Origin of the sequence: Microbacterium sp. A84 (genome assembly GCF_051842815.1) — a bacterium.
Taxonomy (GTDB): Bacteria; Actinomycetota; Actinomycetes; order Actinomycetales; family Microbacteriaceae; genus Microbacterium.
Genome location: NZ_JBPXMS010000002.1, coordinates 199,834 through 224,296, shown reverse-complemented (window position 1 = coordinate 224,296; position 24,463 = coordinate 199,834). Strand labels below are relative to the sequence as shown.

Below are 24,463 nucleotides of genomic sequence, written 5' to 3'. Positions count from 1 at the left end.
GAGGCCGAGCCCCAGCGCGGAGATCAGCGGAACGTGACGAGTCCCGCGTGCGCGGCCGCCACGAGGATCTGCACTCGGTCGCGCACCTGCCATTTCGACATGATGTGACCGAGATGGGCCTTCACTGTGCCCTCGGACACGATGAGTGCAAGCGCGATTTCGGCATTGGACATGCCGTCGGCGAGACGATGCAGCACCTCCGTCTCGCGTTCGGTGAGGGGCTCGAGGCCACCGGCAGGAGTGCCGCCCGCAGGTTCGGTGGCGCGCACATGTTTGATGAGCAGGGACGCGATCCGGGGTGAGAGGGAGCTCGCGCCCTCGTGGACTTCCCTTATCCCGGTGACGATGTCCTCGGCGCTGGAGTCTTTGAGCAGATATCCGGATGCGCCGGCGCTCAGCATCGGAAGGACCGTGTCTCGACCAGCGAGTGTGGTCACAGCGAGGATGCGCACATCCGGCCAGCGTCCGGCGATCGCGGCGGTTGCCTCGATGCCGTTCATCACCGGCATCTGTACGTCCATCATGACGACGTCAGGGCGCTCCTGCTCCACGGAGGCGATCGCCTCGATGCCGTTCTCGGCTTCGCCGAGGACGCGGATGCCCGCGGCGCGGGACACGAAGTGCGAGAGCGCCGCGCGGACCAGGGGATCGTCATCGACGATGAGAACGCGAATTTCCGGCATGAGGGAAGCCTAATGGCGCTGGCGATACAGGCAGCTTGATATAGACCTTTAGCCAGTGAAGTGTGACTGCTAGTCAGATGTGCCCAGTCTGGCTTACCGAGAGGATGAATTCAGTACCCCAACAAAAGATCACCAGCGGAGGTGAACCACTATGTCTTTCTGGCAGCAGATTTGCAACCTTCTGGGTCTCTCTCGCTAGAGTATCTGGCGAATAGGAGATACTGAACCATGGCGTTCGACCGGTCGGCCACGGGTGACTCCCGCATTCTCCGACTAGCTCGGGAGAGACTTAGTGCTCTCGAGCGGATTGCCTTGCTGGTGATCGTCGTCGGCATCATCGTGCTTGACGTCTTCGGTCTGGTATTCGGACCTGTGCTCGATCTCGGTGGATCTGTGTTCAGCATCGCGTCCACCGCCGTATTCGCCCTCTATCTTTGGTCGCCACTCATCGGCACGTGCTCACTCGGGCTCGTGTTCGCACTCTCGTTCCTCGTCGGCAGCGAAGGCCAAGTGCTGGCAGCTGCCGCCGTCGCCGCAGGTCTCGTGCTCCGGCTGGGATGGACCGCGCTGATCCTCTCGTACACCGGGGCGTTCCTCCTCGCGACCGCGATCACCGCGTATACCGATGACCGGCTTCCTGCGGACGTGGGCATCTACCTCATTCTCGCCACCGTCGCCGGGGCAATCGGCTTCGCGCTGCGGATGGCATCGGCCCGTGGTCAACGACTGGAACTGCAGCTCGCGATCCAGGCAGAGCAGGAGCATGAAGCAGTGCTCGCTGAACGGCGATGGATCGCCGGTGAATTGCACGACAGCATTGCGCACCATCTCACGGTGGTGGCACTGCACGTTCAGATGCTCGACGATGCAGAAGCGAGCAAGAACTCACAAGAAGCGATCCGGCAGGCCGCGGCAAAGGCGATGACCGATCTGCGTTTCGTGATCGAACTCGCCGATGATGGGCCGCGTTCGCCCGGCATGCAGACCGAAGGGCTCGCCGTCGCAATCAACGAAGCGCGCCATGAGTTCGAGTCCGCGGGGTATTCAGTGGTCTGCGAAGGAGACCCGCGTGACGAGCGCATCTCTCGGGCGGGCGATCTCATTCTCGCCCGGATAATGCGCGAGTCTGCGACGAACATCCTCAAGTACGCCGGCGGTGGCGAAGTGCGGATCGGACTGGACATCGACTCCGAGTCGGCGCTACTCACGATCTGCAGTCCACTTCCCGCGACGCCCCGACAAGACCTGTCCTCCAGCCGCACTGGATTGAACAGGATGGCTGAGCGGGTGCTCGGCGCCAGCGGCGAGTTCAGCGCCGGCGCAGTCGATGACAGTTGGTGCGTGTCGGCTCGCCTGCCGACGTGTGAGTGACGTCCCCGCACGCGCACGGCATGGACGAAAGTCCAATACATTGTCGACCTTCGTCCCTTCTCGGCGCGGTCGGGCATCGGTACCGTGAAGAACACCCCAGAATAAAAGCGTCCCCAGCGCTTCGATCGCGGGCGCGGCATTTCAGCATTTGAGTGCCAAGTGCGCTCGCGGTCGACTTCTGGCCTGGTTTGAGTCACGTAGATTCGCCACGGATTCGCCGTTGCCCCGCCACATCGTGGCGGCAGTCGAACGGGCATCCCGTTCCTGCATAAATCGCCGTCAGCCTGGCAAGTTTCACTTGTGTTCACCCGAGCGAAGGTCGGGTTAACGGCGGGCAAACTCTTCCCAGATCGGCGCAGTGGCCGCTCCGCCGGGTGTCACAGTGGTCTCGGAACAGTTCGTCTGCAGGAGAGGCCGTCGTGAAGATCCACCCCATCGCGGCAGACACCGCAGACCTGGTCGTCGTCGGCTCTGGCATCGTCGGGCTCGGCGCAGCCTATGCGGGCATCCGCCGTGGACTCAGCGTCATCGTCGTCGATCGCACCGAGACGCCGATCGGCGCCACGATCCGCAACTTCGGTCACATCTGCATCGGCGCGCAGAGCGGACTTGCCCGCGAGTTCGCCGACACGTCGCGTGACGTGTGGTTGAGGCTCGCGAAGGATGCCGGCTTCTGGCTGCGCGAGTCCGGGACCCTCATCGCCGCGCGAGCGGACGACGAACTCGCCGTGCTCGAGCGGGCATCAGCCGACGGCGACGTGCGGATGCTCTCGCAGAGTGAGCTGCTGAACCGTGCGCCGTTGCGTCGCGACGCGGTGCGCGGTGGCGCTCTGGTCGAACCCGACCTGCAGGCCAACCCGCGCGAAGCGGCGGGCGCGATCGTGAGGCATCTCACATCCCTCGGTGTGGATTTCCGGTTCCGCACAGCGGTAACCTCCGTGAGCGCAGGACGCGTCGCGACTACCCGCGGTTCCATTACTGCCGGTCTCGTCGTCGTGGCAGTGAACCACGACATCGACCAGTTGCTGCCGGAGCTGGCCGAACGGGCCGGTGTCATCCGCTGCACGCTCGACATGATGCGCGTCACCGCAGACGCGCCGCGCGCACTGGATGCTCCGTTGTTGACCGCATGGTCGCTGCTGCGCTACGGACGCTTCACCGCATTCGCGGAAACCACCGCGCTCCGCGAGCGACTGCACGCAGAGCGCCCTGATCTTGCCGCGCTCGACCTGAATCAGATGTACACCCAGCTGCCGGACGGTTCGTTCATCATCGGCGACTCGCATGCCAGGGCGATTCAGCCGGCACCGTTCCAGCCGGAGGCAGCGTTCACCGCATTCCTCGATGAGGCTCAGCTGCTCTTCGACGTCGACCGATTCCGCGTGCTCGAGCGGTGGCAGGGTGTGTACGCATCCGGGCCGAACGAGTTCCTCATCGAGGAGCCGGAACAGGGCCTGCACGTGATCGCCGCGACGACGGGGATCGGCATGACAACGGGTCTGGGGCTCGCCGAGCGCACGCTTCAGACCGCATACGACCGGGCATTGCAGCCCGTACAGGGAGGAACCCCATGACCGCCATCGAACTCATCGTGTTAGACATGGCAGGAACGACGGTCCGTGATGACGGCGTCGTCGAGCAGGCTTTCCAGCGTGCCGCCGAGCGTACCGGCGTCGCCGATCGGATGCCGTGGGACGAGGCCCTGGGCTACGTTCGCGACACCATGGGGATGTCGAAGATCGACGTCTTCACGCACCTTTCCGGTGGCGATATCGCCGCGGCGACTGCGGCTACTGCTGCGTTCGAGGGGGCGTACTCCGAGATCGTCGCCGAGCAGGGCGTGGCAGAGATCGCCGGCGCGGCCGACGCCATCTCGAACCTGCGTGACGCCGGCCTCAAGGTTGCGCTCACGACGGGCTTCGCGCCGGTGACTCGCGACGCGCTTCTCGACGGCCTCGGTTGGCGTGATCTGGTCGATCTCGCGCTGTCGCCGGTGGATGCCGGTCGTGGCCGCCCCGCGCCCGACCTCGTACTCACCGCGCTGCTGCGCACCGGCACCTCTTCGGTCGAGGCCGTGGCTGTCGCCGGCGACACGAGCAGTGATGTGCAGTCCGGTCTCAGGGCTGGCGCGGGTTTCGTCGCCGGGGTGCTCAGCGGTGCACATGATCGCGCGACGCTGATGGAAGCCGGTGCGGATGCCGTGCTCGATGACGTCACCAGCCTGCAGGCGACCTTGATCGAGCGGGACCTGCTGGGTACCGTCCTCGCTCGGACCGCTCTCTCGCCGGCATCCTGACATGCGTGTTCTCCTGCCGCACGATGAGCGGCAAGACGTCGCGTTGAGACCCGCGGCGACTGCCATGGTCTGGATCGGCGTGGGTCAGGAGCATGAGACCGTCGCCGTCCCAGGCGTCGCTCTCGGCCGCGGCGACGTGCTGGTCGCGATCGAGCTTTCGACGGTGTGCGGTTCTGACGTGCACACGGTCCAGGGGCACCGCTCCGCTCCGGCGCCGCTGGTGCTGGGACATGAGAGCGTCGGTCGGGTGATCGCGCTCGGAGAAGACGGCGCGATCGCGGCAGATGACAGCGCACTGCGCATCGGTGATCGTGTGGTGTGGTCGGTGACCGTGTCGTGCGGCACCTGTGATCGCTGCGCGGGCGGCTTCACTCAGAAATGCCGGACCCTGGCGAAGTACGGGCACGAGCGCATCGGGCCGCGCTGGGAGCTGACCGGAGGATTCGCCAGTCACGCTCATCTGCGTGCAGGCACCACGATCGTTCGCGTTCCGGAAGCCTTGCCGGCGTCGATCCTCGCACCCGCATCCTGCGCTACCGCCACAGCCTGGGCTGCGGTCGCGCGCGGCGCAGCCGGACGCAGTCTGGAGGGCACGCGCGTACTCATCTATGGCGCGGGTCTCGTCGGACTGTCCGCGGTGGCGATCGCCGCGGATGCCGGCGCAGAGGTCACTGTCGTTGATCCGTCTGCCTCTCGGCGGACCTTCGCCGAACGATTCGGGGGAGTGGGCGCGGCAGCGGCAACCGGCCCGGCGGACATCGTCATCGAGGCATCCGGTCACGCCGTCTCTGACGCGATCGCCGCTGCTGATATCGGTGGCACCGTCGTGCTCGTGGGCAGTGTGTTTCCGGCCGATCCGGTTCCTCTCGATGCCGAAAGCATCGTGCGGCGGCTGGTGAGCGTGACGGGAGTGCACAACTACACGGCGTCCGATCTGGCCGCAGCGGTCGGCTTCCTCGGCGGCCGGGGGCGCGCCTACCCATTCAGCGAGGTGGTCGGCGCGGTGCATACGCTCGATGATGTGGATGCCGCGCTCGCCGCGGCATCCGCGCCAGGAGCGCCGTTGCGTGTGGCGCTGAACCCGCGCTGAACCCGCGCGTCATTCCGGTACTGGCGCGACCGAACATCGGGCAGGCTGTAGTGGTGAACGCGCGCATTTCTCAACACCCGACCTTCGGTGCTGCGCTCGTGTTCGGGTCCTGCGTTTCGCTGTCTTTCGGGGCAGCGATCGCCGCTCAGCTGTTCCCCGCCCTCGGCGCGTGGGGTGTGACGGCGCTGCGGCTGGGGATCTCCGCGATCGTCATGCTCGCTTTCGTGCGCCCGGCCGTGCGCCGATGGAGCAGGAAGCAGTGGCGCGCGGCGATCCTGTTCGGTATGAGCCTCGCCGCGATGAACGGCGCCTTCTATGCCGCGATCGAGCGCATTCCGCTCGGCCCTGCCGTGGCGATCGAGTTTCTCGGACCCCTCGTGCTCGCAGCTCTGCTCACCCGACGCCGCAGTGATGCCGGCTGGCTGGCGCTCGCCGTGGTCGGCATCGGTCTGCTGGGGCTGGAGGGGGTGCTCGGGCAGAGCCCACTCGACCCGATCGGTGTGATGTTCGCGTTGATCGCGGCGTTCTTCTGGGCGCTCTACATTCGGGCGAGTGCGCACGCAGGGTCGCTGATCCCCGGGAACAGCGGGCTTGCGGTCGCCCTCGTGGTGGCGGCCGTGCTGCTCACCCCATTCGGGGTTCCCGCCGCGATCACGATCTCCACTGCTCCGACTCTGCTGCTTCTGGCGGTACTCACCGCGCTGCTCGGCTCGATCATCCCGTACACGCTCGAGCTTGCCGCACTCCGGCGGGTGCCGCAGCGGGTATTCGGAATCCTGGTGAGCCTGGAACCCGCCACGGCGACCCTCGCCGGATGGCTGGTGCTCGGCCAGCACGCCGGCCCCTTGCGCCTGCTCGCGATCGTGTTCGTCGTCGCCGCCAGCGTCGGCGTCAGCCTGGTGGGTGTGCGCAAGCGACGCGGTGACCCACCGCTCAGTGAGCCTGCGACACCGTGACCACCAGCGGGTAGCGCCGCCGCAGAATCACACGCTGAACCAGCGTCCACACCACGGTGACTGTGAGATAAAGCCCCGCAGCCAGCGGCACGAACACGGCGAACACCGCGGTCAGATAGTGCAGCCCGCTCATCATGCGCAGCATCCCCGGTGACGACATCGGCGAGTCATCGACCGGTATCGGGCGGAACACCCGCCGCGTGACCTCGGCGACGGCGATCATGATCGCGATGAGCGCACCGTAGACGAGGAGCGTTGGCAGCGAGAACGGGCCTGAGGACAGCATGCTCACCAGGCTCGTGCCCAAGGTGGCGCCGAACAGGTCGTGCGTGAGCAGCTCGTTCGCGTGGCCCGCGATATCGGTGCGCAGGAACAGTGTGTAAAGGATGCCGATGACCGGCGCCTGCAGCAGCACGGGGAGGCAGCCCGCGAAGGGCGAGGTGTTCTCGTCTTTGTAGAGTTGCATCGTCTCGCGCTGCAGGCGCTCTGGGTTCTTCTTGTGGCGCTTCTGCAGTGCGCGCAGTTTCGGTGCCAGGCGCGCCCTGGTCTGTTCGGCCTTGGCTTGTGAGATGCCGACCGGGATCAGTAGAGCGCGTACGAGCAGGGTGACGAGGATGACGGCGGCCGCGGCCGCGGCGGAGGCGGTGCCGGTGAAGGGCTCGAGGAGGTGGGAGAGGGCGGTGAGAGCGCCATAGGCGGCGTCGAGGATCGCCGCGATGGGCCCGAAGGCATAGATGTCCAAAAGAGTGTCCGTTCGAAGTGTCGGGAGGGTCGGCCTGATGCCGTGTTCCCGACTCGATCGGTTACACGGCGAAGGCGACTCCCGGTGCTCGCGGACGCGGGTGGCCCGCAGCATCCGGATCACTCTGAGACAGCAGGACAGACAGATCTATGGCGCGCAGCGGATGCGGGGACGAACCCTGACCCGGCTGCACCAGCCCGAATGCGTAGGCGACGATGAGAGCCGTGACGGCCAGCAGGGCGACGGCGAGGCTCAGCGCGGCAAGATCGAGCGTGGCGAGATCGGGCATGTTGAACAGCCCGAGCGCAGACAGCATGAGCTGCATGAGCTGCTCGAATGTGTCCGCCATGTCATAGACGATATCAGCGGCCGGCTGAGGCGTAGCCTCGAGAGCATGAGCGATCTGCGTGAGCTTCTTGGCATCCGGCATCCGATTCTTCTCGGCGCTTTTGGCGGGCTTTCTTCCGTCGCGCTGACGGCTGCGGTGAGTGAGGCGGGCGGTCTCGGCGCGTATGGACTGTATGGCTACGACGGTGAGCGGATCCGCTCGACGGTCACCGCGCTGCGCGAAGCGACGTCTCGGCCCTTCGCACTGAACATCTGGCTGCCGACCGGCGATGAGGTCGTTCCTGGTGCGCAGCACACCGTGTTCGCGCAGGCGTTGGAGCCGTTCTACGAGGCGGTGGGTGTGGAGATCCCCTCACGCCCTGAGCGCTATCTGCCGTCGCTGGAGGAACAGCTCGACGCGATCTGGGATGCCGCACCCGCAGCTCTCAGCGTCGTATACGGGGTGCCGGCGGCAGAGGTCATCGAGGAGGCACATCGCCGTGGCATCCGTGTCGTCGGCACCGCGACGACGGTGGCGGAAGCCGTCGCCCTCGAAGCCGGGGGCGTCGATGTTGTGATCGCCAGTGGTGCAGAGGCAGCCGGGCACCGCGTGTCGTTTCTGCGGGCGCCGGAGGAGTCGCTCGTCGGCACGTTCGCGCTCGTACCGCAGGTGGTGGATGCGGTCTCGATCCCCGTGGTCGCGGCCGGAGGCGTGTCCGATCGGCGCGGTGTGGCCGCGGCCCTCGCTCTCGGGGCATCCGGAGTGCAGGTCGGCACCGCGTTCTTGGCAACGCGCGAGTCAGCGGCGAACGATGCCCACCGCGGCGCGATCCGTTCGACGGCCGCGGATGAGAGCGTGTTGACGAAGGCAATGAGTGGACGCCTGGCCAGGGGTGTTCGCAATCGCGCGGTGCGGGCGATCGAGGCGGGCGGAATGATTGCGGCGTTCCCGGTGCAGAACTGGCTGACCGCGCGCTTCCGTGTCGCTGCGGGGGAGCAGAACCTCGGAGAACTGCAGTCGCTGTGGCTCGGGCAGGCGGCCCCGCTGGCGCAGTGGGATGCGGCGGACGAGGTGTTCGCCGAGCTGGTGGCCGGGCTTTAGGTCGCCCCACGCCCGCTGTGCCGCCCTGCTAGACCCGCCCGAAATCAGGAACTCCGCCCGAGATCAGGAGGAATCTGCAGAAGTCTCCTGATCTGGGGACAGCCTCCTGATTTGGGAAGCATTGAAGATGGCTAGGAACCTGGCTATTATGGCTAAATGGTGCAGCACAACGTTCTCGATGCGAGGAACAACCTCTCGCGGTTGATCGCCGAGTCACAGTCCGGTCAGGAAGTGGTGATCACGAAGCGGGGCGCTCCCGTGGCACGCCTCGTTCCGATCGGTCCGGTTGACCTGATCACAAGCGGCGAAGCCTTGGTTGAATGGATCGAATCCAATCCAGTGCCGTCGAGACTGTCTCGAACGAGCGAAGAATTGGATGCCCAGATCGCTGAAGCACGGGATGCATGGGAATGATCTATCTGGATTCCTGCATCCTCATCTACGCGTTGGAAGACCAGAGTGCGCGAGGGGATGCCGTGCGAGCCGCCCTGCGCGGGACCCAGTCGCCGGTCGGATCGAGTGACCTCGCGCTGCATGAATGTCTGGTCGTCCCGTTGCGCGAGAAGAATGTCGAGCTCAGGGATCGCTACCTGGCGATGTTCGAGCGGCTGGAGCATATTCCTCTCGATGCCGCGGCATTCATCCGGGCCGCAGAGCTGCGGGCAGACTTCGGGCTGAAGACTCCGGACGCACTTCACCTGGCGGCAGCGCAATTGAGCGGATGCGACGAACTCTGGACCAACGACAAGCGACTTGCCGCGGCATCCCGTGGCCTCGCCGTGGATATCTCCCTCCCGTAATCAGGAGCATGTTCCGAGATCAGGAGGAATCTGCAGAAATCTCCTGATCTGGGGACATGCTCCTGATTTCGGCGAGGGAAACGGGACTGGATCGCGACCGACCCCTACCAGCCCCTACCGCCCCTAAAGAATGACGGTCGACCTGCCGTGCACGATCACGCGGTCCTCTGCGTGCCACTGCACCGCGCGAGCGAGCACCAGGCGTTCGACGTCGGCGCCGCGGCTCTGCAGCTCAGCTGCCGAATCGGCGTGCGTGGCGCGGGTGACGTCCTGCTCGATGATCGGACCCTCGTCAAGGTCGGCCGTCGCATAGTGCGCGGTCGCGCCGATTAGCTTCACGCCGCGATCCTTGGCCCGGGCGTAGGGGTTCGCGCCGACGAAGGCAGGCAGGAAGGAATGGTGGATGTTGATCACCGGTGCTCCGACCTTCTCGATGAAGCTGTCGGTGAGGATCTGCATGTATCGGGCGAGAACGACGAGGTCGACGTTGCCCTGCAGAAGCTCGAGCTGACGCTGCTCCATCGCGATCTTGTCGCCGGAGGGGATGTGCACGAACGGTACGCCGAACGTGCGTACCGATTCTGCGAGATCGGGGTGGTTCGAGACGACCATGGTGATGTCGACATCGAGCTGACCGCGCTGAGTGCGCCACAGCAGCTCCATCAGGCAGTGGTCGTACTTCGACACGAAGATCGCGACCCGCTTGCGGCGTGACGTGTCGTGCAGAGACCACTCCATGCCGAAGCTCTCGGCGACTGCGCCGAGCGAAGCTTCCAGTGCGGGGCGCGCAGCGGACAGACCGGGAAGGTGGATGACTGTGCGCTGGAAGAAGCGTCCGTCTTCGGCATCCGTCGAGTGCTGATCGAGCGAGATGATGTTCGCGCCGTGCTCGGCCAGGACGTTGGCGACGGCGGCGACGATTCCGGGCTGGTCATCGCAGGCGATGAGCAGGCGTGCGGTATCGGGCTGAGACATAGGGATGCTCCTTGCAAAGGTCTGTGTCGATTCTGCCCCGTTCGGGGGAGGGTGGCGAATCGAACGACCAGGCTGCGCTGCCGGTACTCTTGGCGGGTGAACGCGAGCGAGACCGGACTGGTACTGATACCACTGCTGGCGGTCGCCGCACCCCTGTTGGCCAAGGGCGTGCGCCCTGTGCTGCGCGTGCCCATCATCGTGTTCGAGTTGGTGCTCGGCATCCTGGTCGGTCCCGCTGTGCTCGGCTGGGTGGAACCTGGCGTCGTGCTTGACAAGCTCAGCGATTTCGGTCTCGCGATGCTGTTCTTCATGGCAGGCACCGAGATCGACTTCCGCGCGGTCGCAGGGCGCCCGCTGATGCGAGCCTCACTCGGATGGCTGCTCAGCCTCATGCTCGGCGTCGGAATCGGATTTCTGATCGCGCCGGATGAGGGCATGGTCGTGATCGGCATCGCGCTCAGTTCGACCGCGCTGGGCACGATCATGCCGATTCTTCGCGATGCACGTGAGCTCGGCACGCCCTTCGGTAAGGTCATCACCGCGATCGGCGCTGTGGGCGAGTTTCTGCCGCTGATCGCCATCTCGATCTTTCTCAGCACTCGCAAGGCTCCGATCGCCGCAGCAATCCTGTTGACGTTCGTCGTCCTCGCCGCCCTTGTGGTCTTCATCGCCCATCGCGCACCGCACGGGCGTCTGCACGAGTTCGTCAGGGCCACGCTGCACACCTCCGATCAGTTCGGCGTGCGGTTCGTGCTGATGCTGATCGCCGCGCTGGTAGCGCTCAGCGTCGTTCTCGATCTGGACATGCTGCTCGGTGCATTCGTCGCTGGTGCGGTCTGGCGCATCATCATGGCGCGGGCGCCGAAGCCGGATGCGGAAGCCATTGAAAGCAAGATCGAGGCGATCGCATTCGGCTTCCTCGTGCCGATCTTCTTCCTGTATACCGGCGTCACATTCGACCTCGCATCGCTCACTGCCTCGCCGCTCGCGCTCGTGCTGGTGCCGCTGTTCCTGATCGCGCTGCTGGTGATCAGGGGCTCCGCCGCGCAGATCTCGGCGCCCGCGGGCGCTGGTGCGAAGGAGCGCACATCGATCGCGATGTTGGCGGCGACCGGGCTGCCGATCATCGTGGCGGTGACGGCGATCGGCGTGAGCGAGAAGATTCTGGATCCGGCGATCGCTGCGGCACTTGTCGGTGCAGGGATGCTGTCGGTGCTGGTCTATCCGCTGATCGCGATGACACTGCGTGGCGATCGTGAACGACTGGATGCTGCCCGGCAGGACCAGCCGCAGGGAGAGCTGTGACCACCGCTGAGCTCCTGGCTGCCGCACGCGCGGCGCTCGTTGGTGTGCCCAAGGAAGGACTCGGCGAGGAGCGCTCTTCGCGGTGGCGCGGGGATCGGATCATCCGTGTCGGCGAGGCCTGGCACCTCGGAGTGCTGCTGCTCACTGACGATCAGGCACTGGCCACTGCCGAAGTCCTGCGCGCGGCCGACCCAGGACGTCGCGGCTACACGGCGGAGTCGGCGCGCGAGCGCGCCGCGCGCCGACAGATGGCGTTGCGCGGTGGCTTCGCCGAGGGCGAGGTCGCCCATGTCGGGTGGTCGGTCATCAACGTGGATGCGGTGGATGCCGGGGGCTCGTCTGGTCCGTTGGCATCGATCGACGGTATCCCACACGTGCGCTGGTCGAACACCGGCGCGTACATGCATCTGGACACGTATCTGAGCGAGCGAATCTCACTCATCCAGGGTTTCTGAGGGATTCCAGGAATACTCGTTCTCCGCATGCGTTGAAGTTGAGTGAACTGCACTCAACTTTCAGGAGGATGCAATGCCTAACGACTTCAGCGACTCTGCCTTCAATGACAATGGCGCGAACTCGTTCGATGAGTTCCTCGCGCGTTATCTCGCGGGCGATCGAGCCCGTCAGACGCGGTCGATCGACCTCAGTCGATTCCTCACCGCGCGCACGCAGCAGATTTTGCAGCGCGCGGGCCGTTTCGCGCTGGAGCGTGGACAGACCGAACTCGACGCGCTGCATGTTCTGCGGAAGATCGTCGAGGACGCGGCTGTCGCGCAGGCGATCGAGGGCATCGGCGTGACCCCGCAGCAGATCGTCGACGCCGTCGAGACTCGGTTGCCGATGCCTGCTGAACCGGCGGGAGCCGATGCCGCGACGGTCACCCCGAGCGCTTCTCGGGCGCTCTTTCACGCGTATCAGGTGGCCCGCTCCTCGGGGGCGACGTACATCGAACCCGTGCACCTGTTCTTCGCGCTCGTGCTGGGTCAGGACGTGCCCGCAGGTCAGGTCCTCGCGCAGATCGGCGTGACGGCGGATGCCCTTACCGAGGGCGCGCGTGAGCACGTGACCGCACCGGTCGGCGGCGATGCAGCAGATGCAGGAACCGAAGCATCCGCCTCGCCCATGCTCGACAAGTACGGGATCGACCTGACCGCGCGCGCCCGCGAAGGCGCGCTCGACCCGGTGATCGGCCGGGGTGAAGAGATCGAGCAGACCATCGAAATTCTCAGCCGCCGCACGAAGAACAACCCGGTGCTGATCGGCGAGGCCGGCGTCGGAAAGACGGCGATCGTCGACGGAATCGCGCAGGCGATCGTTGACGGCACGGTTCCCGCACAGCTCGAGGGGCGTCGCGTGATCACACTCGACCTACCGGGCATGCTCGCAGGCACCCGCTACCGAGGCGATTTCGAAGAGCGTCTGACCAAGACCATGGATGAGATCGCCGCGCACAAGGACACGGTGATCGTGTTCATCGACGAGGTGCATACCGTTGTCGGAGCCGGTGGATCTGGCGAGGGCGGCATGGACGCGGGAAACATCCTCAAGCCGCGTCTCGCCCGCGGAGACCTGCACATGATCGGCGCGACGACGCTCAAGGAGTATCGCCAGATCGAGAAGGACCCGGCGCTGGAGCGTCGCTTCCAGCCAGTGAAGGTGGACGAGCCTGGTATCGAAGACGCCGTACGCATTCTCGATGGGCTGAAGGATGCCTACCAAAGCCACCACCGGGTCACCTATACGGATGCCGCGCTGCGCGCCGCCGTCATCATGAGTGCCCGCTACCTGCCAGACCGGGTCCTGCCGGACAAGGCGATCGACCTGATCGATCAGGCTGGCGCTCGGCTGCGCCTGAAGCTGGGGCTCCCGGTCGACACCTCGGCGCTCGTGACGCAGCTCGCCGATCTCGACGTGCGCAAGAACGAGGCAGTGACCGCCGAGCGCTACGAGGAAGCATCGCAACTGCGCGATGAGATCGCCGCCGCCCAGTCCCAGATCGACGCGGCCGCCGCGGGAGCATCGGCTGTTGCTGAGGCGATCGTCGACGAACGCGAGATCGCCGAGGTGATCGCGCGGGCGACCGGGATTCCGGTCAGCCGCCTCACGGAGGGCGAGCGGGAGCGTCTCGCCGACCTGGAGAGCGAACTGCACGCGCGGGTCATCGGACAGGATGACGCGGTCGCGGCTGTCGCGCGCGCCGTGCGGCGCAGCCGTACTGGCATGGGCGACGCGCAACGTCCGGTCGGAACGTTCCTATTCCTCGGTCCGACTGGCGTCGGCAAGACCGAGCTGGCGAAGGCTCTCGCCGATCGGCTGTTCGACGATGAGACTGCGGTGATCCGCTTCGACATGAGTGAGTTCAGCGAACGACACACCGTGTCGCGCCTTGTCGGTGCTCCTCCCGGATACGTCGGCTACGACGAAGCAGGGCAGCTCACCGAGCGCGTTCGGCGCAACCCGTATTCGATCGTGCTGTTCGACGAGATCGAGAAGGCGCACCCGGACGTGTTCAACCTGTTGCTGCAGGTGCTCGACGACGGGCGTCTGACCGATGGTCAGGGTCGCACGGTCGACTTCCGCAACACGGTGATCGTGATGACCTCGAACATCGGGTCGGAATTCCTCGCGTCGCGCTCCGGTGCGCTCGGTTTCGTCTCTTCGCAGGATGCCGCAGCAAACGGCTTCGCGTCGATGAAGGACCTGCGTGATCGCGTCATGGGCAAGCTTCGCGAGGCGATGCGGCCCGAGTTCCTCAACCGCATTGACGAGATCGTGCTGTTCCAGAAACTGACTCAAGATGAGCTGGCTCCCATCGTGCATCTGCTGCTGGGGGCGACCTCAGCTCGTCTCGCCGCGCGCGACATGCGCCTGGACGTGACGGATGCTGCGGTGGCATGGCTGGGTGAGCACGGCTACGAGCCCGAGTTCGGTGCACGCCCGCTACGCCGGTTGATCCAGCGCGAGGTCGATGACCGCATCGCCGATCTGCTGGTCAGCGGTGCTCTCGACGATGGCGGCGTAGTACGGGTGGACGTAGATCAGGACGGTCTCGTCGTGAAGACGGACGTGCTCCAGGCGGCGTAAGCCGGCGCTACCTGGCGCTACCCGAAAGTCAGCGCGAATCTGCGCAGCAGATCCTCGCCGCCCACATCCTGGGCGGCGAGGATCTCTGCTTCCACGGCGCCAAACTCGGCAGCGTCGAAGTATCCGTTATTGCGGTAGAACGTCATCCGGTCAGCGAAGTCCTGCGGACTGGGTTCGGGGTGGAACTGCGTCGCGTACAGCCGCTCGCCCACGCGATACGCCTGCACAGGGCAGGCCTCGTTCGTCGCGAGCAGCGTCGCACCTGGCGGCACGGCCGCCGCACTCTCCTTGTGCGCGGTGAAGACGCTCAGCAGCGGAGCGCTCGGGCCGAAGACCGGGTCGGCGAACGCGGCATCCGTTGTGCGGATCTCGGTGGCTCTGGTGGATTCGGGGTGGGCGAGCGTCAGCGCGCCGCCAAGCATTCGCGTGACAATGCCGATGCCGAAGCAGGTGAAGAACGCGGCAGTCTCGCCGGCGAGGGAGCGTGCGGCGATGCGCTCGAGATCGCTCTCGACGCGCTGCTGCAACGGCGTCTTCACGGCATCCGTCACGTTGAACGGCGAACCTCCGATGACGAATCCGTCGTGCCTGTCGAGCACTTCATCGCTGAGGGGATCCGCGACAAGGTCGAGCTGATCGAGCTCAGCAACACCGAGCGCACGCTGGAATGATGCGTGCTCGGCCTCGGCGGCGCCGCGCTCAGGACGCACGCACACATAGAGGAGTGAGGCCATCACTCTGTCCCCATGATTCCGACGCCGTGCTTGTGCAGCTGTTCATAGGCGTCTGCGTACGTCTCGGGCTCGGGCTCATCCGAATCGAACTTCGCCTGCAGCAGTCCGAGGAGCCCGCGGGCGGGAGGGCTGAGCGGCTTGTCCTTGTGGACGTGTGCGGGATGCGGTGGCGCCTCCTGCGGATTGGCCGGCACCCATTGCGGCGTCGTTTCGGGCCAGTCATCCGGATGCCGGGGCTGGTCGAGATTCACGATCGAGAACAGGTCGTTCGCGCCCGCATCACGGTGGGTCAGCGGTTTCAGACCGTGCAGTTCGCTCAGCGTCTTGATGACCGCACCGTGGTGCATCTCGTCGTTGATGATTGTGCCGCTGCGCGTGTACGCCGAGACGGCGATGGCGGGAACCCGGCATCCGAGGCGATCGAAACCGAAACCCATCTCGCCCGGCTCCTGGCCATCGGTAGGCGGCTGTGCGGCAGGAGGCGCGGCATGGTCGTAGGTGCCGCCATGCTCGTCGAAGGTGATCAGCAGCATGGTGTTCACCGCGTTGGATCCCTGGGGTGTGCGGGAGCTCTTGATCGCCGTGTAGATGGCGTGGATAAGCGCTTCACCGGCACGCACATCTGAGATCGCACTGTCCACCACGTCGACGCCGTCCACATCGCTTTCTCGCAGCGCGCCGAACGGCGGGTGGAAATCGTTGTGGTTGAACGTCATGCGCGGTTCGATGAATGCGTATGCGGGCAGTTCGCCCTTCTCGGCATCCGCATAGAACTGATCCATCGTGGCGAAGTGGTCGGTCTTCCAGAACCTCTCCAGCGCCGATGTGTGCAGGAATCCGGTGTACGAGACGAGTTGGAGCTCGTCGTAGTAGATCTTCCAACTGAGCCCTGCGTCTTCAAGACGATTGAAGATCGTCGGCACCTCGGGAGCGTCGATCCATTTGTCGTAACCGCCGCCGTGCTTGTTGGTGACGAAACCGTGCGACGTCGACGCATGGAAGAAGGAGCGGTTGCAGAACGTCTGCGAGGGCACGGCCGCGAACCAATTGTCGAAGACGGCGAACTCCTTCGCCAGCGTCGAGAGCACCGGCAGCATCTGAGGGGAGAAGCCGCCCATGATGTGCTGCAGCTGATCTGTGCTCGGCTTCTTACCCTTCTGGAGCCGGCGATAGTTGATGAAGTAGTCCTGCACGAAACCGCCGTTGGTGGGAGTCGCACCGCTCGGTGGGGTGTTGTACGGGGAAGTCATCTCCTCGACCCAGAGATGCTCGTTCTCCGCCGGGGCGACATGCTCGAAGAGCTGGGTGTTGACGTGGGGGAACTCTTCGCCCGGATCAGGGTTCGGATATCCCATCACGTCATCCGTCGGGCCGTCGTACACGTGGGCGGCAATGACGGTGCCGTCCGGGGCGACGTTCGAGTATTCCCCGAACGCGATTCCGTCGAAGCTCTGCCCTGCGGGAAGATCGTCCGGCGTATACAGATGACCGAGCAGGTTGTCGAACGAGCGGTTCTCGCCCATCACGACGACCACGTGATCGAATCCCGGTGCGGAGCGCGGCTCGAGTGGGTCCAACTCGTCATCGCCCGCGGCGAAGCCTGAGCGGTACCCGGCTGCGCCGCCGATGGCCGCGCCGATCGCAGCGCCGGCCGCACCACCGGCAGCGGCACCGATCACAGCCGCACCGCTGAGCTTGAAGAACTGCCGTCTGGACGCCTCTTTGGATCGGTCGGATTCGCTGGCCATGCAGATAATCTATCGCCGGTCAGCGCGACGAGTTCGCGGTGCGTCCGCGCACGATCCCGACGAAGGTCTCGACGTCTTCTGTGGTGCGATCACGCGGCCAGGCGATCGCGACGGTCGAACTCGGCCCGCCGCGCAGCGGACGATAGTCGGCATCCTTGCGCTGGTGCATGCGGGCAAGTGACATCGGCACGATCACGATGCCAGCCCCGGATGCGGCCGTCGCGATTGCCTCTCCGGTGGTGTCAACAGCGGCAAACTTCGGCGTCTGGATGCCCGGGATATCCAGCGGTCCGAGCACGTCATCGAGCGGCGTGATCAGTACCTCGCCGGACAGATCGGACAGTTCGAGTTCATCGGCCACCAGCAGATGGGACTCGATGGATGCCACGACAACCGGTATCTCGTCATAGAGCGGGATCAGGTGCAGGCTCTCGTCGATGAGAGGCAGGCGGATGAGGGCGGCATCCATCTCATCGATAGCGGTGCGCTGGGTCGCCGCGTCAATCGGCACGAGTTCCAGCGTGACGTGTGGCATCCGCCGGTGCCAGGTGTCGATCCACTTGCCTGGTGTCGCCCCGGGGACGGCTCCGAGGCGGAACGTGCGCGGCTCGAGTTCCGGTGCCGGGGCGGGTTTTGGTTCGGGGGCACGCTTCTTCGGCGCCTGGGCGGGCTTCGCCGCCGCCCGCCTCTTCGATCGGGCAGGGCCACCCATCGATGCGCGGTGTCGGGAGTTGCCGGAATGTGCCATGGCTTCAGGGTACTCGCGCTACGGGAATTCACTTTTCGTTCACAGGGGCGTCAGGCGTTCGCCCCGCAGACGTCGCCCTGGCGGCCTTAGCTCTCATCGTCGGCTGTCCCGCCGATCAGATATCTGCACCAGCACCTTCGAAAGGCTCCTCCCATGCAGTCACCAGTGAAGCGCGGTCTCGCGATCGCCGCCGGTCTCACCCTCGCCTTCGGGCTCGCCGCCTGCGCCGCAGACCCTGCCGGTTCCGCTACCGGTGGAGACGCCGGTAGCGATGACACAGCGACCGCAGAGGGCACGTTCGCCTCGGGCAGCGCCGACAAGCTCATCTTCGCCGTCCTCCCCGACCACGAGGGCGCAGACCAGGACGCTCAGCCGATCGCCGATTGGATCTCCGCGATCACCGGCAAGGAGGTCGAGCTCTTCCAGGCGACCGACTACACCGCCGTCGTGCAGGGCCTTGCTGCCGACCAGATCGACATCGCGCAGATCTCGGCGTTCACGTACTACCAGTCGCAGAACGCGGGCGCGGAGATCGAGCCCATCGGCGCACAGATCACCCAGGAGGGTGCAGAGCCCGGCTACTACTCGGTCGCTGTGAAGAACCCGGCCTCCGACGTAACGTCGCTCGCGGACTTCGCTGACCAGCCGGTCTGCTTCGTCAACCCCACCTCGACCTCCGGATTCGCCGTGCCCATGGGCGGCCTGCTGGATGCGGGCGTCACCGTCGCCGAGAGCGACCGTTTCTTCGGCGAGGAGCACGACCTCAACGCCAAGAAGGTTGCTGAGGGTGTGGACTGCCAGGTCGGCTTCGCTCAGGACATCGACGCTGACCCGCTGATCGAGTCGGGTGAGCTCGAAGAGGTCGAGCGTGTACTCGTCCCGGCTGCTCCGATCGTTCTCCAGGCCGCACTGCCGCAGGAAGTCAAGGACCAGCTCTTCGAGGCCCTCGCCGACAGCACGCAGTCTGACCTGACCGACGCGGGCGTGGAGCTCAACGAGTTCCTCACCGACGGCTGGTTCGGCTTCGGTGCCGTCGATGACGCGTACTACGACCTCATCCGCACGCTGTGCGACGAGATCTCCGCTCAGGTTGAGGCCTGCCAGGTCTGATCCTCGTCCCCCTCACGCACGGATAATTCAGGAGTATTGAAATGACGACCAGCGACACCCCCGCCGTCCAGATCGCGGATCTGGGAAAGACATACCCCGGGTCCGCACAACCGGCACTTTCGGGGGTGTCGCTGGCCGTCAATCCGGGCGAGATCGTGGTCCTGCTCGGGCTCTCCGGCTCGGGAAAGTCGACGCTTCTGCGTCATGTGAACGGGCTGGAGAACCCCACCGAGGGTTCGGTCGTGTCCCTCGGGGAGGCGGTTCCCCAGCTGCGTGGGCCTGCCCTTCGCGCACTGCGCGGCCGGATCGGCTTCATCTTCCAGCAGTTCGAACTCGTCGGCGCGCTGAGCGTGTTGGAGAACGTGCTCACCGGTGGGCTCTCCTCATTGCGTGGCCCGCGCGTGGGCATCCTGACGTATCCGCGCGCTATGCGCGAGAAGGCGCTGGGTCATCTTGAGCGGGTGGGCCTCCTCGACCTCGCCTACCAGCGTGCCGACACTCTTTCCGGTGGTCAGCAGCAGCGCGTCGCGATCGCTCGCGCGCTGATGCAGGACCCCGAGATTCTGCTTGCCGACGAGCCTGTTGCCTCGCTCGATCCGGAGTCGAGCAGCCAGGTCATGGCGCTCATCCGCGAGATCGCCGCCGAACGCTCGCTGACCGTCATCTGCTCGCTTCACCAGGTCGATCTCGCGCTGAGCTGGGGCGACCGCATCATCGGGCTGCGCGGCGGCACGGTCGTGCTCGACACTCACACCGATGACCTGACACGCGAAGAGGTCATGGAGATCTACGGCCGGGTCGCCACCACGACGAGCGAGATGAATGCGCTCGACAATGAGCTCGCCGAAGCGCGCGAGCAGGTTCGCAAACGAGCAGCGGCTCGTGAGCGCCTTGTCGAGGACTTCGCGAATGAGGAACCTGCATGACCATCGTCGCCCCCTCCAAGCCCGTCGCCGAGCCGCTTGCCGAGCGCATCGCGCGGGTGCCGCACCCCGCTCCGCGGCTGTCGACGATCGTCTCTTATGGAACGATCATCGTGATCCTCGGCCTCGGCGTCTGGTCTTTCATCGGGCTCGACTACAGCATCAAGAGCATGGAGACCACCGGCAAGAACATCAGCCGGTTCCTGGGGATGGCCACACCCATGCAGTGGCCGGGCTGGGACGTTGTCGGTGAGCGCCAGGCGGACGGGACGGCCGTCTTCACGACCACTTGGGTCGGATTCGAGCCGATCTGGCAGATGTTCCTCACGATCGTCATCACTCTCGCTCTGGTCATCGCTGGTACTGCGCTCGCCGCGGTGCTTTCGATCCCGGTCGCATACGGTGCGGCGCGGAACACCACGCCACACACCGCGGTGCTGGCGCTGTGCCGCGGCATCGGTGTCGTCGCGCGCGCGATTCCAGACGTCGTGTTCGTCGTCATCTTCGCGTTTCTCTGGTTCAACTCGGGGACGCTCCCGGCGATCATCGCGATCGGACTGCACTCTGTCGGCATGATCTCGAAGATGTTCGCCGACGCGATCGAGCAGGTCGACGAGGGTCCGCGGCTCGCAATCCGCTCTGCCGGAGGATCGAAGTCGCAGGAGTTCTGGTCGGGAGTCGTGCCGCAGGTGCTGCCAGCCTGGGTCGCGGTGACACTGCACCGCGCTGATATCAACCTGCGTGGAACCGTGATCCTCGGCGTCGTGGGTGTCATCGGCATCGGCTACGAGTTGGATGGCGCCCTGCACGGTGGGCCAGCCGGCATGCGCCGCGTCATCCCCATCGTGGTCATCATCATTGCGCTGTGTGTGGTCTTCGAGATTGTCTCCTCGCTGCTGCGCACGCGCCTGTTGGGCGTTCGTCCGACGGGTAAGAGCATCGGCGACACGGTAGCCCGCGCCGTCTCTCGGAAGAGCTCAGGGGATGTCCGCTCGGCGACGGCCATCCAAGCCAAGACGCAGGACCGCAACGCGCGGATCGAAGCGGCGATGCACCGGCCCTGGAACCGTGAGCGGGTCGGCAACACGATGTGGGTGTGGATCGGCATCTTGGCCGTCGTCGGAGCTTTCCTCTATGCGGCGCCCGACGTGTCGAAGATGTTCACCCCCGCATGGGATGAGATTGTGAACCCGGAGCGCGATCGCGCCATCTGGCCACCGCACTTCGGTAGCAAGAGCTGGGCGGATGTGCTCGCCGCCGTCACAACGACGATTCAGATCGCGTTCGCAGCGACTCTGATGGCAACGATCATCTCGGCTGTCGTCGGCCCGCTGTCTGCGCGCAACGTCGCGCCGAACAGTTGGGTGCGCAACACGTTCCGCGGCATCACGCTCTTCATTCGCGCGATCCCCGACCTCGTCGTCGCGATCCTGTTCATCATCGCGGCCGGCATCGGCCCGCAGGCGGGTGCGCTGGCGCTCGGAATCGGCGGTATCGGTCTGCTGGCGAAGCTGATCGGCGATTCGATGGAGGAAGTGCCAAACGGTCCGGAGCGTGCGCTTGCGGCCGCCGGAGGCACGCGCGCTCAGGTGTTCTTCGCATCCACTGTTCCGATGTCTGTGCCCGCGCTGGTCAGTCACCTGATGTACCTGCTCGAGCAGAACATCCGCTCGGCGACGCTTCTCGGCATCGTTGGAGCCGGTGGTATCGGTTTCCTTCTGATGAACGCTCTGCAGGGGCGCCATTTCGACGAGGTGCTCGCGTACGTACTCGTCATCATCGGAATGGTGGTCATCGTCGAGAGTGCGTCGATTCTGATCCGGCGCGCGCTCAAGTAGCCCGAAACAACAACACCACGCCGAGACGCATGCGAATCGCTGTCGTCTCGGCGTGGTGTTGTTGGTTGGTGTTCGAGTTGGTGGGGCGGCGGCGGATCAGGCGGCTAGCCAGAGGCCCTTGCGGTCGGTGGTGATGCGGAGTCCGGCCGCGACGGTTTCGTCGTCTCCAATGCGTGCGCCGCGGGCGATGCGTGCGCCGGCGCCGATCTCGGTGCGGACGCCGATGTGCGCGCCGTCGCCGACTGCTGCGCCCTGTCCGATGTGGGCGTGCGCGTCGATGTAGGCGTTCTCGCCGATCGTGGCATCCGGTTCGATCCACGCCCCGCGTGCGAGGATGGCTCCCGCGCCGATGCGCGCTCCCGGCTCGACGTACGCGCCGGTTTCGACGACAGCCTTCGGATGCACCTTCGCGCCGTGCGCGACAAGTCCACGGCCGTTGACGTGTTTGCGGTACCGCAACGTCGTGCCCTGTTCGTCTTCGATGTCGATGTAGTTCTTACCCAAGATTCCTCCCGTGCCCGGACTCCTCCGGATATATGAACAACCACGAGAAGGACCGTTTCATTCCCGAACAGGGATGTTGATTACCGCTGACAGTTCGGACACCAGAAGGTGACGCGTTCCTTAGTCGGATCTGCGCCCTGTGCGCCGCGTCTGATCGGTGTGCTGCAGCGGCGGCAGGGACGATGCGCACGCCCGTACACCCAGGTGTTCTGACCGGGGCGATTGATGCCGGTGAATGTGCGTTCCGGCCGGTCGCGGTTGGCCCGGATCGTGCGCGCGCCTAGATCGACGAGTGCTGCCGCGTCGACCTCGACTGCGGGCGTCGTCGGCAGGATTCCGCGCAGGAAGAGGAGTTCGGCGGCGTACACATTGCCAAAGCCTGCGACATTGCGCTGGTCGAGGAGGGCGACATGGATGCTGCGTGCATCGGCGTGCACGCGACGTGCTGCTTCCTCGGCATCCCACTCTTCGGAGAGCGGATCCGGACCGAGATGGTCGACCAGTCGACCCTCGTCGCGGGTGGGGAGGAGCTCGATCTCGGCGATGTCGACGCCGACGGCGTCGTGTTCGGCGGTGCCAACGATCGCACGGACGGTGAACGCCGGATGCCGCCACTTTTCGCCAGGACGGTAGAGGTGCCAGGCGCCGTCCATGCGCAGATGAGAATGAAGCGTGTGATCGCCGATGCGCAGCAGTAGATGCTTGCCGTAGGGAGCGCATCCGCGGATGATGGCGCCGGTCAGATCGGCCGTCGCGAAGCCGGGGACGCGCAGATCGAAGCGCGTGACCTCATGCCCCGCGAGCGCGTCATCCAGGCGCCGCGCGGTGCGGTAGACGGTGTCACCCTCAGGCATGGGCGGTCGGAGGCGCTGTTGCTTCTGCCGCGGCCCTCTCGGTGAGTGCACGCGCGAGGATGGTCGATCCTGCGACGGCCGCCGGCATTGCCACGATCGCGCCGAGCGGGACCAGGAAGCACAGTTGGGTAGCGACGCCGAAACCGATGACCCTGGCGCGTCCGGCGCCGAGCAGTTCAGAGCGAGTGTAGGTCGTGATTCCGCGGGCGTCGAAGGCGCGACTGGTGAGCTCTCTGGCGAGCAGGCGGCCGCTGAGGACAATGCCGGTCGCCGATGCGAGCACGCCGCCGACGAGGGGGAAGAAGCCGATCACGAGGGTGAGCAGCGCCACCAGAATGCCGAGCACGACCAGACGGATGCCTTCGCCGACGGTCGTCCAGATCCCGGTCTTGCCGGTGGGCTCGTCGCCACCGAGCGAGCGCTCGACACCTTGCCAAATGCGCTGATAGAAGGGGTCGCCGATCGTGAGAGTGAGGGCGGTGAACACGGCCCCGGCAAGAGCGAGTGCGGCGATGAAGATGACGAAGCCGACACCGATGCGCAGTGTTTCACGCCAGGGGCTGACCCAGCCGTCAGCGAAAGGGGTGATCCAGTCGGTGATCGGTCCCAGGGTGAAGCCCAGCGGAATGAGTGCGGCCAGTAGCAATGCCCACGCGATGAAGGCGGGGATGAGCCCCAGCGACATGAGTTTGGTGTGGGTCTTCCACATTCGGAAGCCCTTCAGCAGGGTGCCGACGCCGGCGAAGAATTCAGCGATCAATAGTGGTACCTCGCTTGCAGAACTGTCACGTGATTCTCGTCTGCGATGTACACCAGGCGATTCGCCTCGTCGATACGCCTCGACCATGCGCCGGCGAGAGCGTGTCGCAGAGGCTCTGGTTTGCCGATGCCTTCGAACGGATCATCGCGGAGGATGTCCGCGATCAGCATGTTGATGCGCTTGAGGGTCTTTCGATCCTGAGTCTGCCAGTGAAGGTAATCCTCCCAGGCCTCGGCAGTCCACGCGAGAATGCGGGTGGTCATGCGCCCAGCAGGTCATGCTCCTCGGTGCTGCCGTCGCGCGCCGATTCCAACGCAGAGAGCAGACGGCGGGCATTCTTCGGAGAGCGTAGAAGATAGCTCGTCTCTACGAGAGAGTCGTATTCGTCCTTCGACATGAGCACGGCAGAGCCCCGCCGTGAAGTGATCTCCACCTCGGTATGGTCGAGGTTGACGCGCTCGATCAGTCCGAACAGGTCGCGTCGAGCTTCGCTCGTGGTGATGGCCATGTCGC

General features: G+C 65.4%; 26 protein-coding genes. 14 read left to right on the top strand and 12 right to left on the bottom strand.

The window, feature by feature from the left end:
• Positions 1 to 23: 23 nt before the first annotated feature.
• Complete coding sequence (locus ACSU04_RS11445; protein WP_439289588.1) at positions 24 to 683, bottom strand: response regulator; 660 nt, start codon at positions 681 to 683, stop codon at positions 24 to 26.
• 228 nt (positions 684 to 911) lie between these two features.
• Here ACSU04_RS11445 and ACSU04_RS11440 point away from each other — a divergent pair, with 228 nt between their 5' ends.
• The 5 genes from ACSU04_RS11440 (at position 912) to ACSU04_RS11420 (ending at position 6,396) form a co-directional block, all read left to right on the top strand.
• Complete coding sequence (locus tag ACSU04_RS11440) at positions 912 to 2,054, top strand: sensor histidine kinase (protein WP_439284953.1); 1,143 nt, start codon at positions 912 to 914, stop codon at positions 2,052 to 2,054.
• A 419-nt stretch (positions 2,055 to 2,473) separates the two neighbouring features.
• A complete protein-coding gene (locus ACSU04_RS11435) occupies positions 2,474 to 3,628 on the top strand; it encodes a TIGR03364 family FAD-dependent oxidoreductase (RefSeq protein ID WP_439284951.1) in 1,155 nt (384 codons plus the stop codon).
• Positions 3,625 to 4,350, top strand: coding sequence for a phosphonatase-like hydrolase (locus tag ACSU04_RS11430; protein ID WP_439289587.1), 726 nt, complete (start codon positions 3,625 to 3,627; stop codon positions 4,348 to 4,350). Before ACSU04_RS11435 ends, ACSU04_RS11430 begins: the two co-directional genes overlap by 4 nt.
• A 1-nt stretch (position 4,351) precedes the next feature.
• Entirely contained in the window at positions 4,352 to 5,440 is a 1,089-nt protein-coding gene (locus ACSU04_RS11425; RefSeq protein WP_439284947.1) for an alcohol dehydrogenase catalytic domain-containing protein, read from the top strand.
• Positions 5,441 to 5,493: 53 nt separating this feature from the next.
• The gene (locus ACSU04_RS11420; RefSeq protein ID WP_439289586.1) at positions 5,494 to 6,396 is read left to right on the top strand and encodes an EamA family transporter; all 903 of its coding nucleotides are present in this window, start codon (positions 5,494 to 5,496) and stop codon (positions 6,394 to 6,396) included.
• Here the strand turns inward: ACSU04_RS11420 and ACSU04_RS11415 are convergent.
• The gene (locus ACSU04_RS11415; RefSeq protein ID WP_439289585.1) at positions 6,374 to 7,138 is read right to left on the bottom strand and encodes a YidC/Oxa1 family membrane protein insertase; all 765 of its coding nucleotides are present in this window, start codon (positions 7,136 to 7,138) and stop codon (positions 6,374 to 6,376) included. The genes ACSU04_RS11420 and ACSU04_RS11415 overlap by 23 nt on opposite strands.
• A gap of 61 nt (positions 7,139 to 7,199) precedes the next feature.
• Positions 7,200 to 7,487 carry a DUF6412 domain-containing protein gene (locus ACSU04_RS11410; RefSeq protein WP_439289584.1) on the bottom strand — a complete coding sequence of 96 codons (288 nt, stop codon included), beginning with the start codon at positions 7,485 to 7,487 and terminating at the stop codon, positions 7,200 to 7,202.
• Positions 7,488 to 7,532: 45 nt separating this feature from the next.
• Here ACSU04_RS11410 and ACSU04_RS11405 point away from each other — a divergent pair, with 45 nt between their 5' ends.
• From ACSU04_RS11405 to ACSU04_RS11395, 3 genes are all read left to right on the top strand, one after another.
• Positions 7,533 to 8,567 (top strand): NAD(P)H-dependent flavin oxidoreductase, encoded by a 1,035-nt coding sequence (locus ACSU04_RS11405; RefSeq protein ID WP_439289583.1) that lies wholly within the window; start codon positions 7,533 to 7,535, stop codon positions 8,565 to 8,567.
• A gap of 156 nt (positions 8,568 to 8,723) precedes the next feature.
• Positions 8,724 to 8,981 (top strand): type II toxin-antitoxin system Phd/YefM family antitoxin, encoded by a 258-nt coding sequence (locus ACSU04_RS11400; RefSeq protein WP_439289582.1) that lies wholly within the window; start codon positions 8,724 to 8,726, stop codon positions 8,979 to 8,981.
• Positions 8,972 to 9,367, top strand: a complete 396-nt coding sequence (locus ACSU04_RS11395; RefSeq protein ID WP_439289581.1) for a type II toxin-antitoxin system VapC family toxin — start codon at positions 8,972 to 8,974, stop codon at positions 9,365 to 9,367. The genes ACSU04_RS11400 and ACSU04_RS11395 overlap by 10 nt, the downstream gene beginning before the upstream one ends.
• A gap of 123 nt (positions 9,368 to 9,490) precedes the next feature.
• Here the strand turns inward: ACSU04_RS11395 and purU are convergent, their stop codons facing one another.
• A complete protein-coding gene (purU, locus tag ACSU04_RS11390; RefSeq protein ID WP_439284934.1) occupies positions 9,491 to 10,342 on the bottom strand; it encodes a formyltetrahydrofolate deformylase in 852 nt (283 codons plus the stop codon).
• Positions 10,343 to 10,438: 96 nt separating this feature from the next.
• On the opposite strand from purU, the gene ACSU04_RS11385 reads away from it, so the two are divergent.
• The 3 genes from ACSU04_RS11385 to ACSU04_RS11375 all read left to right on the top strand — a co-directional run bounded on the left by ACSU04_RS11385 (position 10,439) and on the right by ACSU04_RS11375 (position 14,731).
• The gene (locus ACSU04_RS11385; protein WP_439289580.1) at positions 10,439 to 11,647 is read left to right on the top strand and encodes a cation:proton antiporter; all 1,209 of its coding nucleotides are present in this window, start codon (positions 10,439 to 10,441) and stop codon (positions 11,645 to 11,647) included.
• Positions 11,644 to 12,102 (top strand): glutaminase, encoded by a 459-nt coding sequence (locus ACSU04_RS11380; protein WP_439289579.1) that lies wholly within the window; start codon positions 11,644 to 11,646, stop codon positions 12,100 to 12,102. The genes ACSU04_RS11385 and ACSU04_RS11380 overlap by 4 nt, the downstream gene beginning before the upstream one ends.
• A gap of 73 nt (positions 12,103 to 12,175) precedes the next feature.
• Entirely contained in the window at positions 12,176 to 14,731 is a 2,556-nt protein-coding gene (locus ACSU04_RS11375; protein ID WP_439289578.1) for an ATP-dependent Clp protease ATP-binding subunit, read from the top strand.
• A 17-nt stretch (positions 14,732 to 14,748) separates the two neighbouring features.
• Here ACSU04_RS11375 and ACSU04_RS11370 read toward each other — a convergent pair whose 3' ends face one another.
• Genes ACSU04_RS11370 through ACSU04_RS11360 form a run of 3 tightly spaced genes read right to left on the bottom strand, consistent with a single transcriptional unit; the run spans position 14,749 to position 17,961 of the window.
• Complete coding sequence (locus ACSU04_RS11370; protein ID WP_439289577.1) at positions 14,749 to 15,465, bottom strand: glutamine amidotransferase-related protein; 717 nt, start codon at positions 15,463 to 15,465, stop codon at positions 14,749 to 14,751.
• Positions 15,465 to 17,213: an alkaline phosphatase family protein gene (locus tag ACSU04_RS11365; RefSeq protein WP_439289576.1), complete on the bottom strand. Its 1,749-nt coding sequence runs from the start codon at positions 17,211 to 17,213 to the stop codon at positions 15,465 to 15,467. Before ACSU04_RS11365 ends, ACSU04_RS11370 begins: the two co-directional genes overlap by 1 nt.
• A gap of 19 nt (positions 17,214 to 17,232) precedes the next feature.
• Positions 17,233 to 17,961 (bottom strand): LysR substrate-binding domain-containing protein, encoded by a 729-nt coding sequence (locus ACSU04_RS11360; RefSeq protein WP_439284922.1) that lies wholly within the window; start codon positions 17,959 to 17,961, stop codon positions 17,233 to 17,235.
• Between the two features lie 153 nt (positions 17,962 to 18,114).
• On the opposite strand from ACSU04_RS11360, the gene phnD reads away from it, so the two are divergent.
• The 3 genes from phnD to ACSU04_RS11345 are packed head-to-tail and all read left to right on the top strand — an operon-like array spanning position 18,115 to position 21,832.
• Complete coding sequence (gene phnD / locus ACSU04_RS11355; protein WP_439289575.1) at positions 18,115 to 19,071, top strand: phosphate/phosphite/phosphonate ABC transporter substrate-binding protein; 957 nt, start codon at positions 18,115 to 18,117, stop codon at positions 19,069 to 19,071.
• A 41-nt stretch (positions 19,072 to 19,112) separates the two neighbouring features.
• Positions 19,113 to 19,997, top strand: a complete 885-nt coding sequence (gene phnC, locus ACSU04_RS11350; protein ID WP_439289574.1) for a phosphonate ABC transporter ATP-binding protein — start codon at positions 19,113 to 19,115, stop codon at positions 19,995 to 19,997.
• A complete protein-coding gene (locus ACSU04_RS11345) occupies positions 19,994 to 21,832 on the top strand; it encodes a PhnE/PtxC family ABC transporter permease (RefSeq protein ID WP_439289573.1) in 1,839 nt (612 codons plus the stop codon). The genes phnC and ACSU04_RS11345 overlap by 4 nt, the downstream gene beginning before the upstream one ends.
• 96 nt (positions 21,833 to 21,928) lie before the next feature.
• Here ACSU04_RS11345 and ACSU04_RS11340 read toward each other — a convergent pair whose 3' ends face one another.
• The 5 genes from ACSU04_RS11340 to ACSU04_RS11320 form a co-directional block, all read right to left on the bottom strand.
• Positions 21,929 to 22,336 (bottom strand): DapH/DapD/GlmU-related protein, encoded by a 408-nt coding sequence (locus tag ACSU04_RS11340; protein WP_439284915.1) that lies wholly within the window; start codon positions 22,334 to 22,336, stop codon positions 21,929 to 21,931.
• 80 nt (positions 22,337 to 22,416) lie between these two features.
• A complete protein-coding gene (locus ACSU04_RS11335) occupies positions 22,417 to 23,190 on the bottom strand; it encodes a DNA-formamidopyrimidine glycosylase family protein (RefSeq protein WP_439289572.1) in 774 nt (257 codons plus the stop codon).
• Positions 23,183 to 23,950 carry an EI24 domain-containing protein gene (locus tag ACSU04_RS11330; protein WP_439289571.1) on the bottom strand — a complete coding sequence of 256 codons (768 nt, stop codon included), beginning with the start codon at positions 23,948 to 23,950 and terminating at the stop codon, positions 23,183 to 23,185. Before ACSU04_RS11330 ends, ACSU04_RS11335 begins: the two co-directional genes overlap by 8 nt.
• Complete coding sequence (locus ACSU04_RS11325; protein WP_439289570.1) at positions 23,947 to 24,213, bottom strand: Txe/YoeB family addiction module toxin; 267 nt, start codon at positions 24,211 to 24,213, stop codon at positions 23,947 to 23,949. The genes ACSU04_RS11330 and ACSU04_RS11325 overlap by 4 nt, the downstream gene beginning before the upstream one ends.
• Positions 24,210 to 24,458, bottom strand: coding sequence for a type II toxin-antitoxin system Phd/YefM family antitoxin (locus tag ACSU04_RS11320; protein WP_439284908.1), 249 nt, complete (start codon positions 24,456 to 24,458; stop codon positions 24,210 to 24,212). The genes ACSU04_RS11325 and ACSU04_RS11320 overlap by 4 nt, the downstream gene beginning before the upstream one ends.
• Between the last annotated feature and the right edge of the window lie 5 nt (positions 24,459 to 24,463).

Bases quoted from the DNA above. Each gene is read 5' to 3' on its own strand.
- ACSU04_RS11445 (WP_439289588.1), bottom strand. From the start codon at position 683: ATGCCGGAAATTCGCGTTCTCATCGTCGATGACGATCCCCTGGTCCGC.
- ACSU04_RS11440 (WP_439284953.1), top strand. From the start codon at position 912: ATGGCGTTCGACCGGTCGGCCACGGGTGACTCCCGCATTCTCCGACTA.
- ACSU04_RS11430 (WP_439289587.1), top strand. From the start codon at position 3,625: ATGACCGCCATCGAACTCATCGTGTTAGACATGGCAGGAACGACGGTC.
- ACSU04_RS11425 (WP_439284947.1), top strand. From the start codon at position 4,352: ATGCGTGTTCTCCTGCCGCACGATGAGCGGCAAGACGTCGCGTTGAGA.
- ACSU04_RS11410 (WP_439289584.1), bottom strand. From the start codon at position 7,487: ATGGCGGACACATTCGAGCAGCTCATGCAGCTCATGCTGTCTGCGCTC.
- ACSU04_RS11405 (WP_439289583.1), top strand. From the start codon at position 7,533: ATGAGCGATCTGCGTGAGCTTCTTGGCATCCGGCATCCGATTCTTCTC.
- ACSU04_RS11400 (WP_439289582.1), top strand. From the start codon at position 8,724: ATGGTGCAGCACAACGTTCTCGATGCGAGGAACAACCTCTCGCGGTTG.
- ACSU04_RS11395 (WP_439289581.1), top strand. From the start codon at position 8,972: ATGGGAATGATCTATCTGGATTCCTGCATCCTCATCTACGCGTTGGAA.
- purU (WP_439284934.1), bottom strand. From the start codon at position 10,342: ATGTCTCAGCCCGATACCGCACGCCTGCTCATCGCCTGCGATGACCAG.
- ACSU04_RS11375 (WP_439289578.1), top strand. From the start codon at position 12,176: ATGCCTAACGACTTCAGCGACTCTGCCTTCAATGACAATGGCGCGAAC.
- ACSU04_RS11370 (WP_439289577.1), bottom strand. From the start codon at position 15,465: ATGGCCTCACTCCTCTATGTGTGCGTGCGTCCTGAGCGCGGCGCCGCC.
- ACSU04_RS11365 (WP_439289576.1), bottom strand. From the start codon at position 17,213: ATGGCCAGCGAATCCGACCGATCCAAAGAGGCGTCCAGACGGCAGTTC.
- ACSU04_RS11360 (WP_439284922.1), bottom strand. From the start codon at position 17,961: ATGGCACATTCCGGCAACTCCCGACACCGCGCATCGATGGGTGGCCCT.
- phnD (WP_439289575.1), top strand. From the start codon at position 18,115: ATGCAGTCACCAGTGAAGCGCGGTCTCGCGATCGCCGCCGGTCTCACC.
- phnC (WP_439289574.1), top strand. From the start codon at position 19,113: ATGACGACCAGCGACACCCCCGCCGTCCAGATCGCGGATCTGGGAAAG.
- ACSU04_RS11345 (WP_439289573.1), top strand. From the start codon at position 19,994: ATGACCATCGTCGCCCCCTCCAAGCCCGTCGCCGAGCCGCTTGCCGAG.
- ACSU04_RS11335 (WP_439289572.1), bottom strand. From the start codon at position 23,190: ATGCCTGAGGGTGACACCGTCTACCGCACCGCGCGGCGCCTGGATGAC.
- ACSU04_RS11325 (WP_439289570.1), bottom strand. From the start codon at position 24,213: ATGACCACCCGCATTCTCGCGTGGACTGCCGAGGCCTGGGAGGATTAC.
- ACSU04_RS11320 (WP_439284908.1), bottom strand. From the start codon at position 24,458: ATGGCCATCACCACGAGCGAAGCTCGACGCGACCTGTTCGGACTGATC.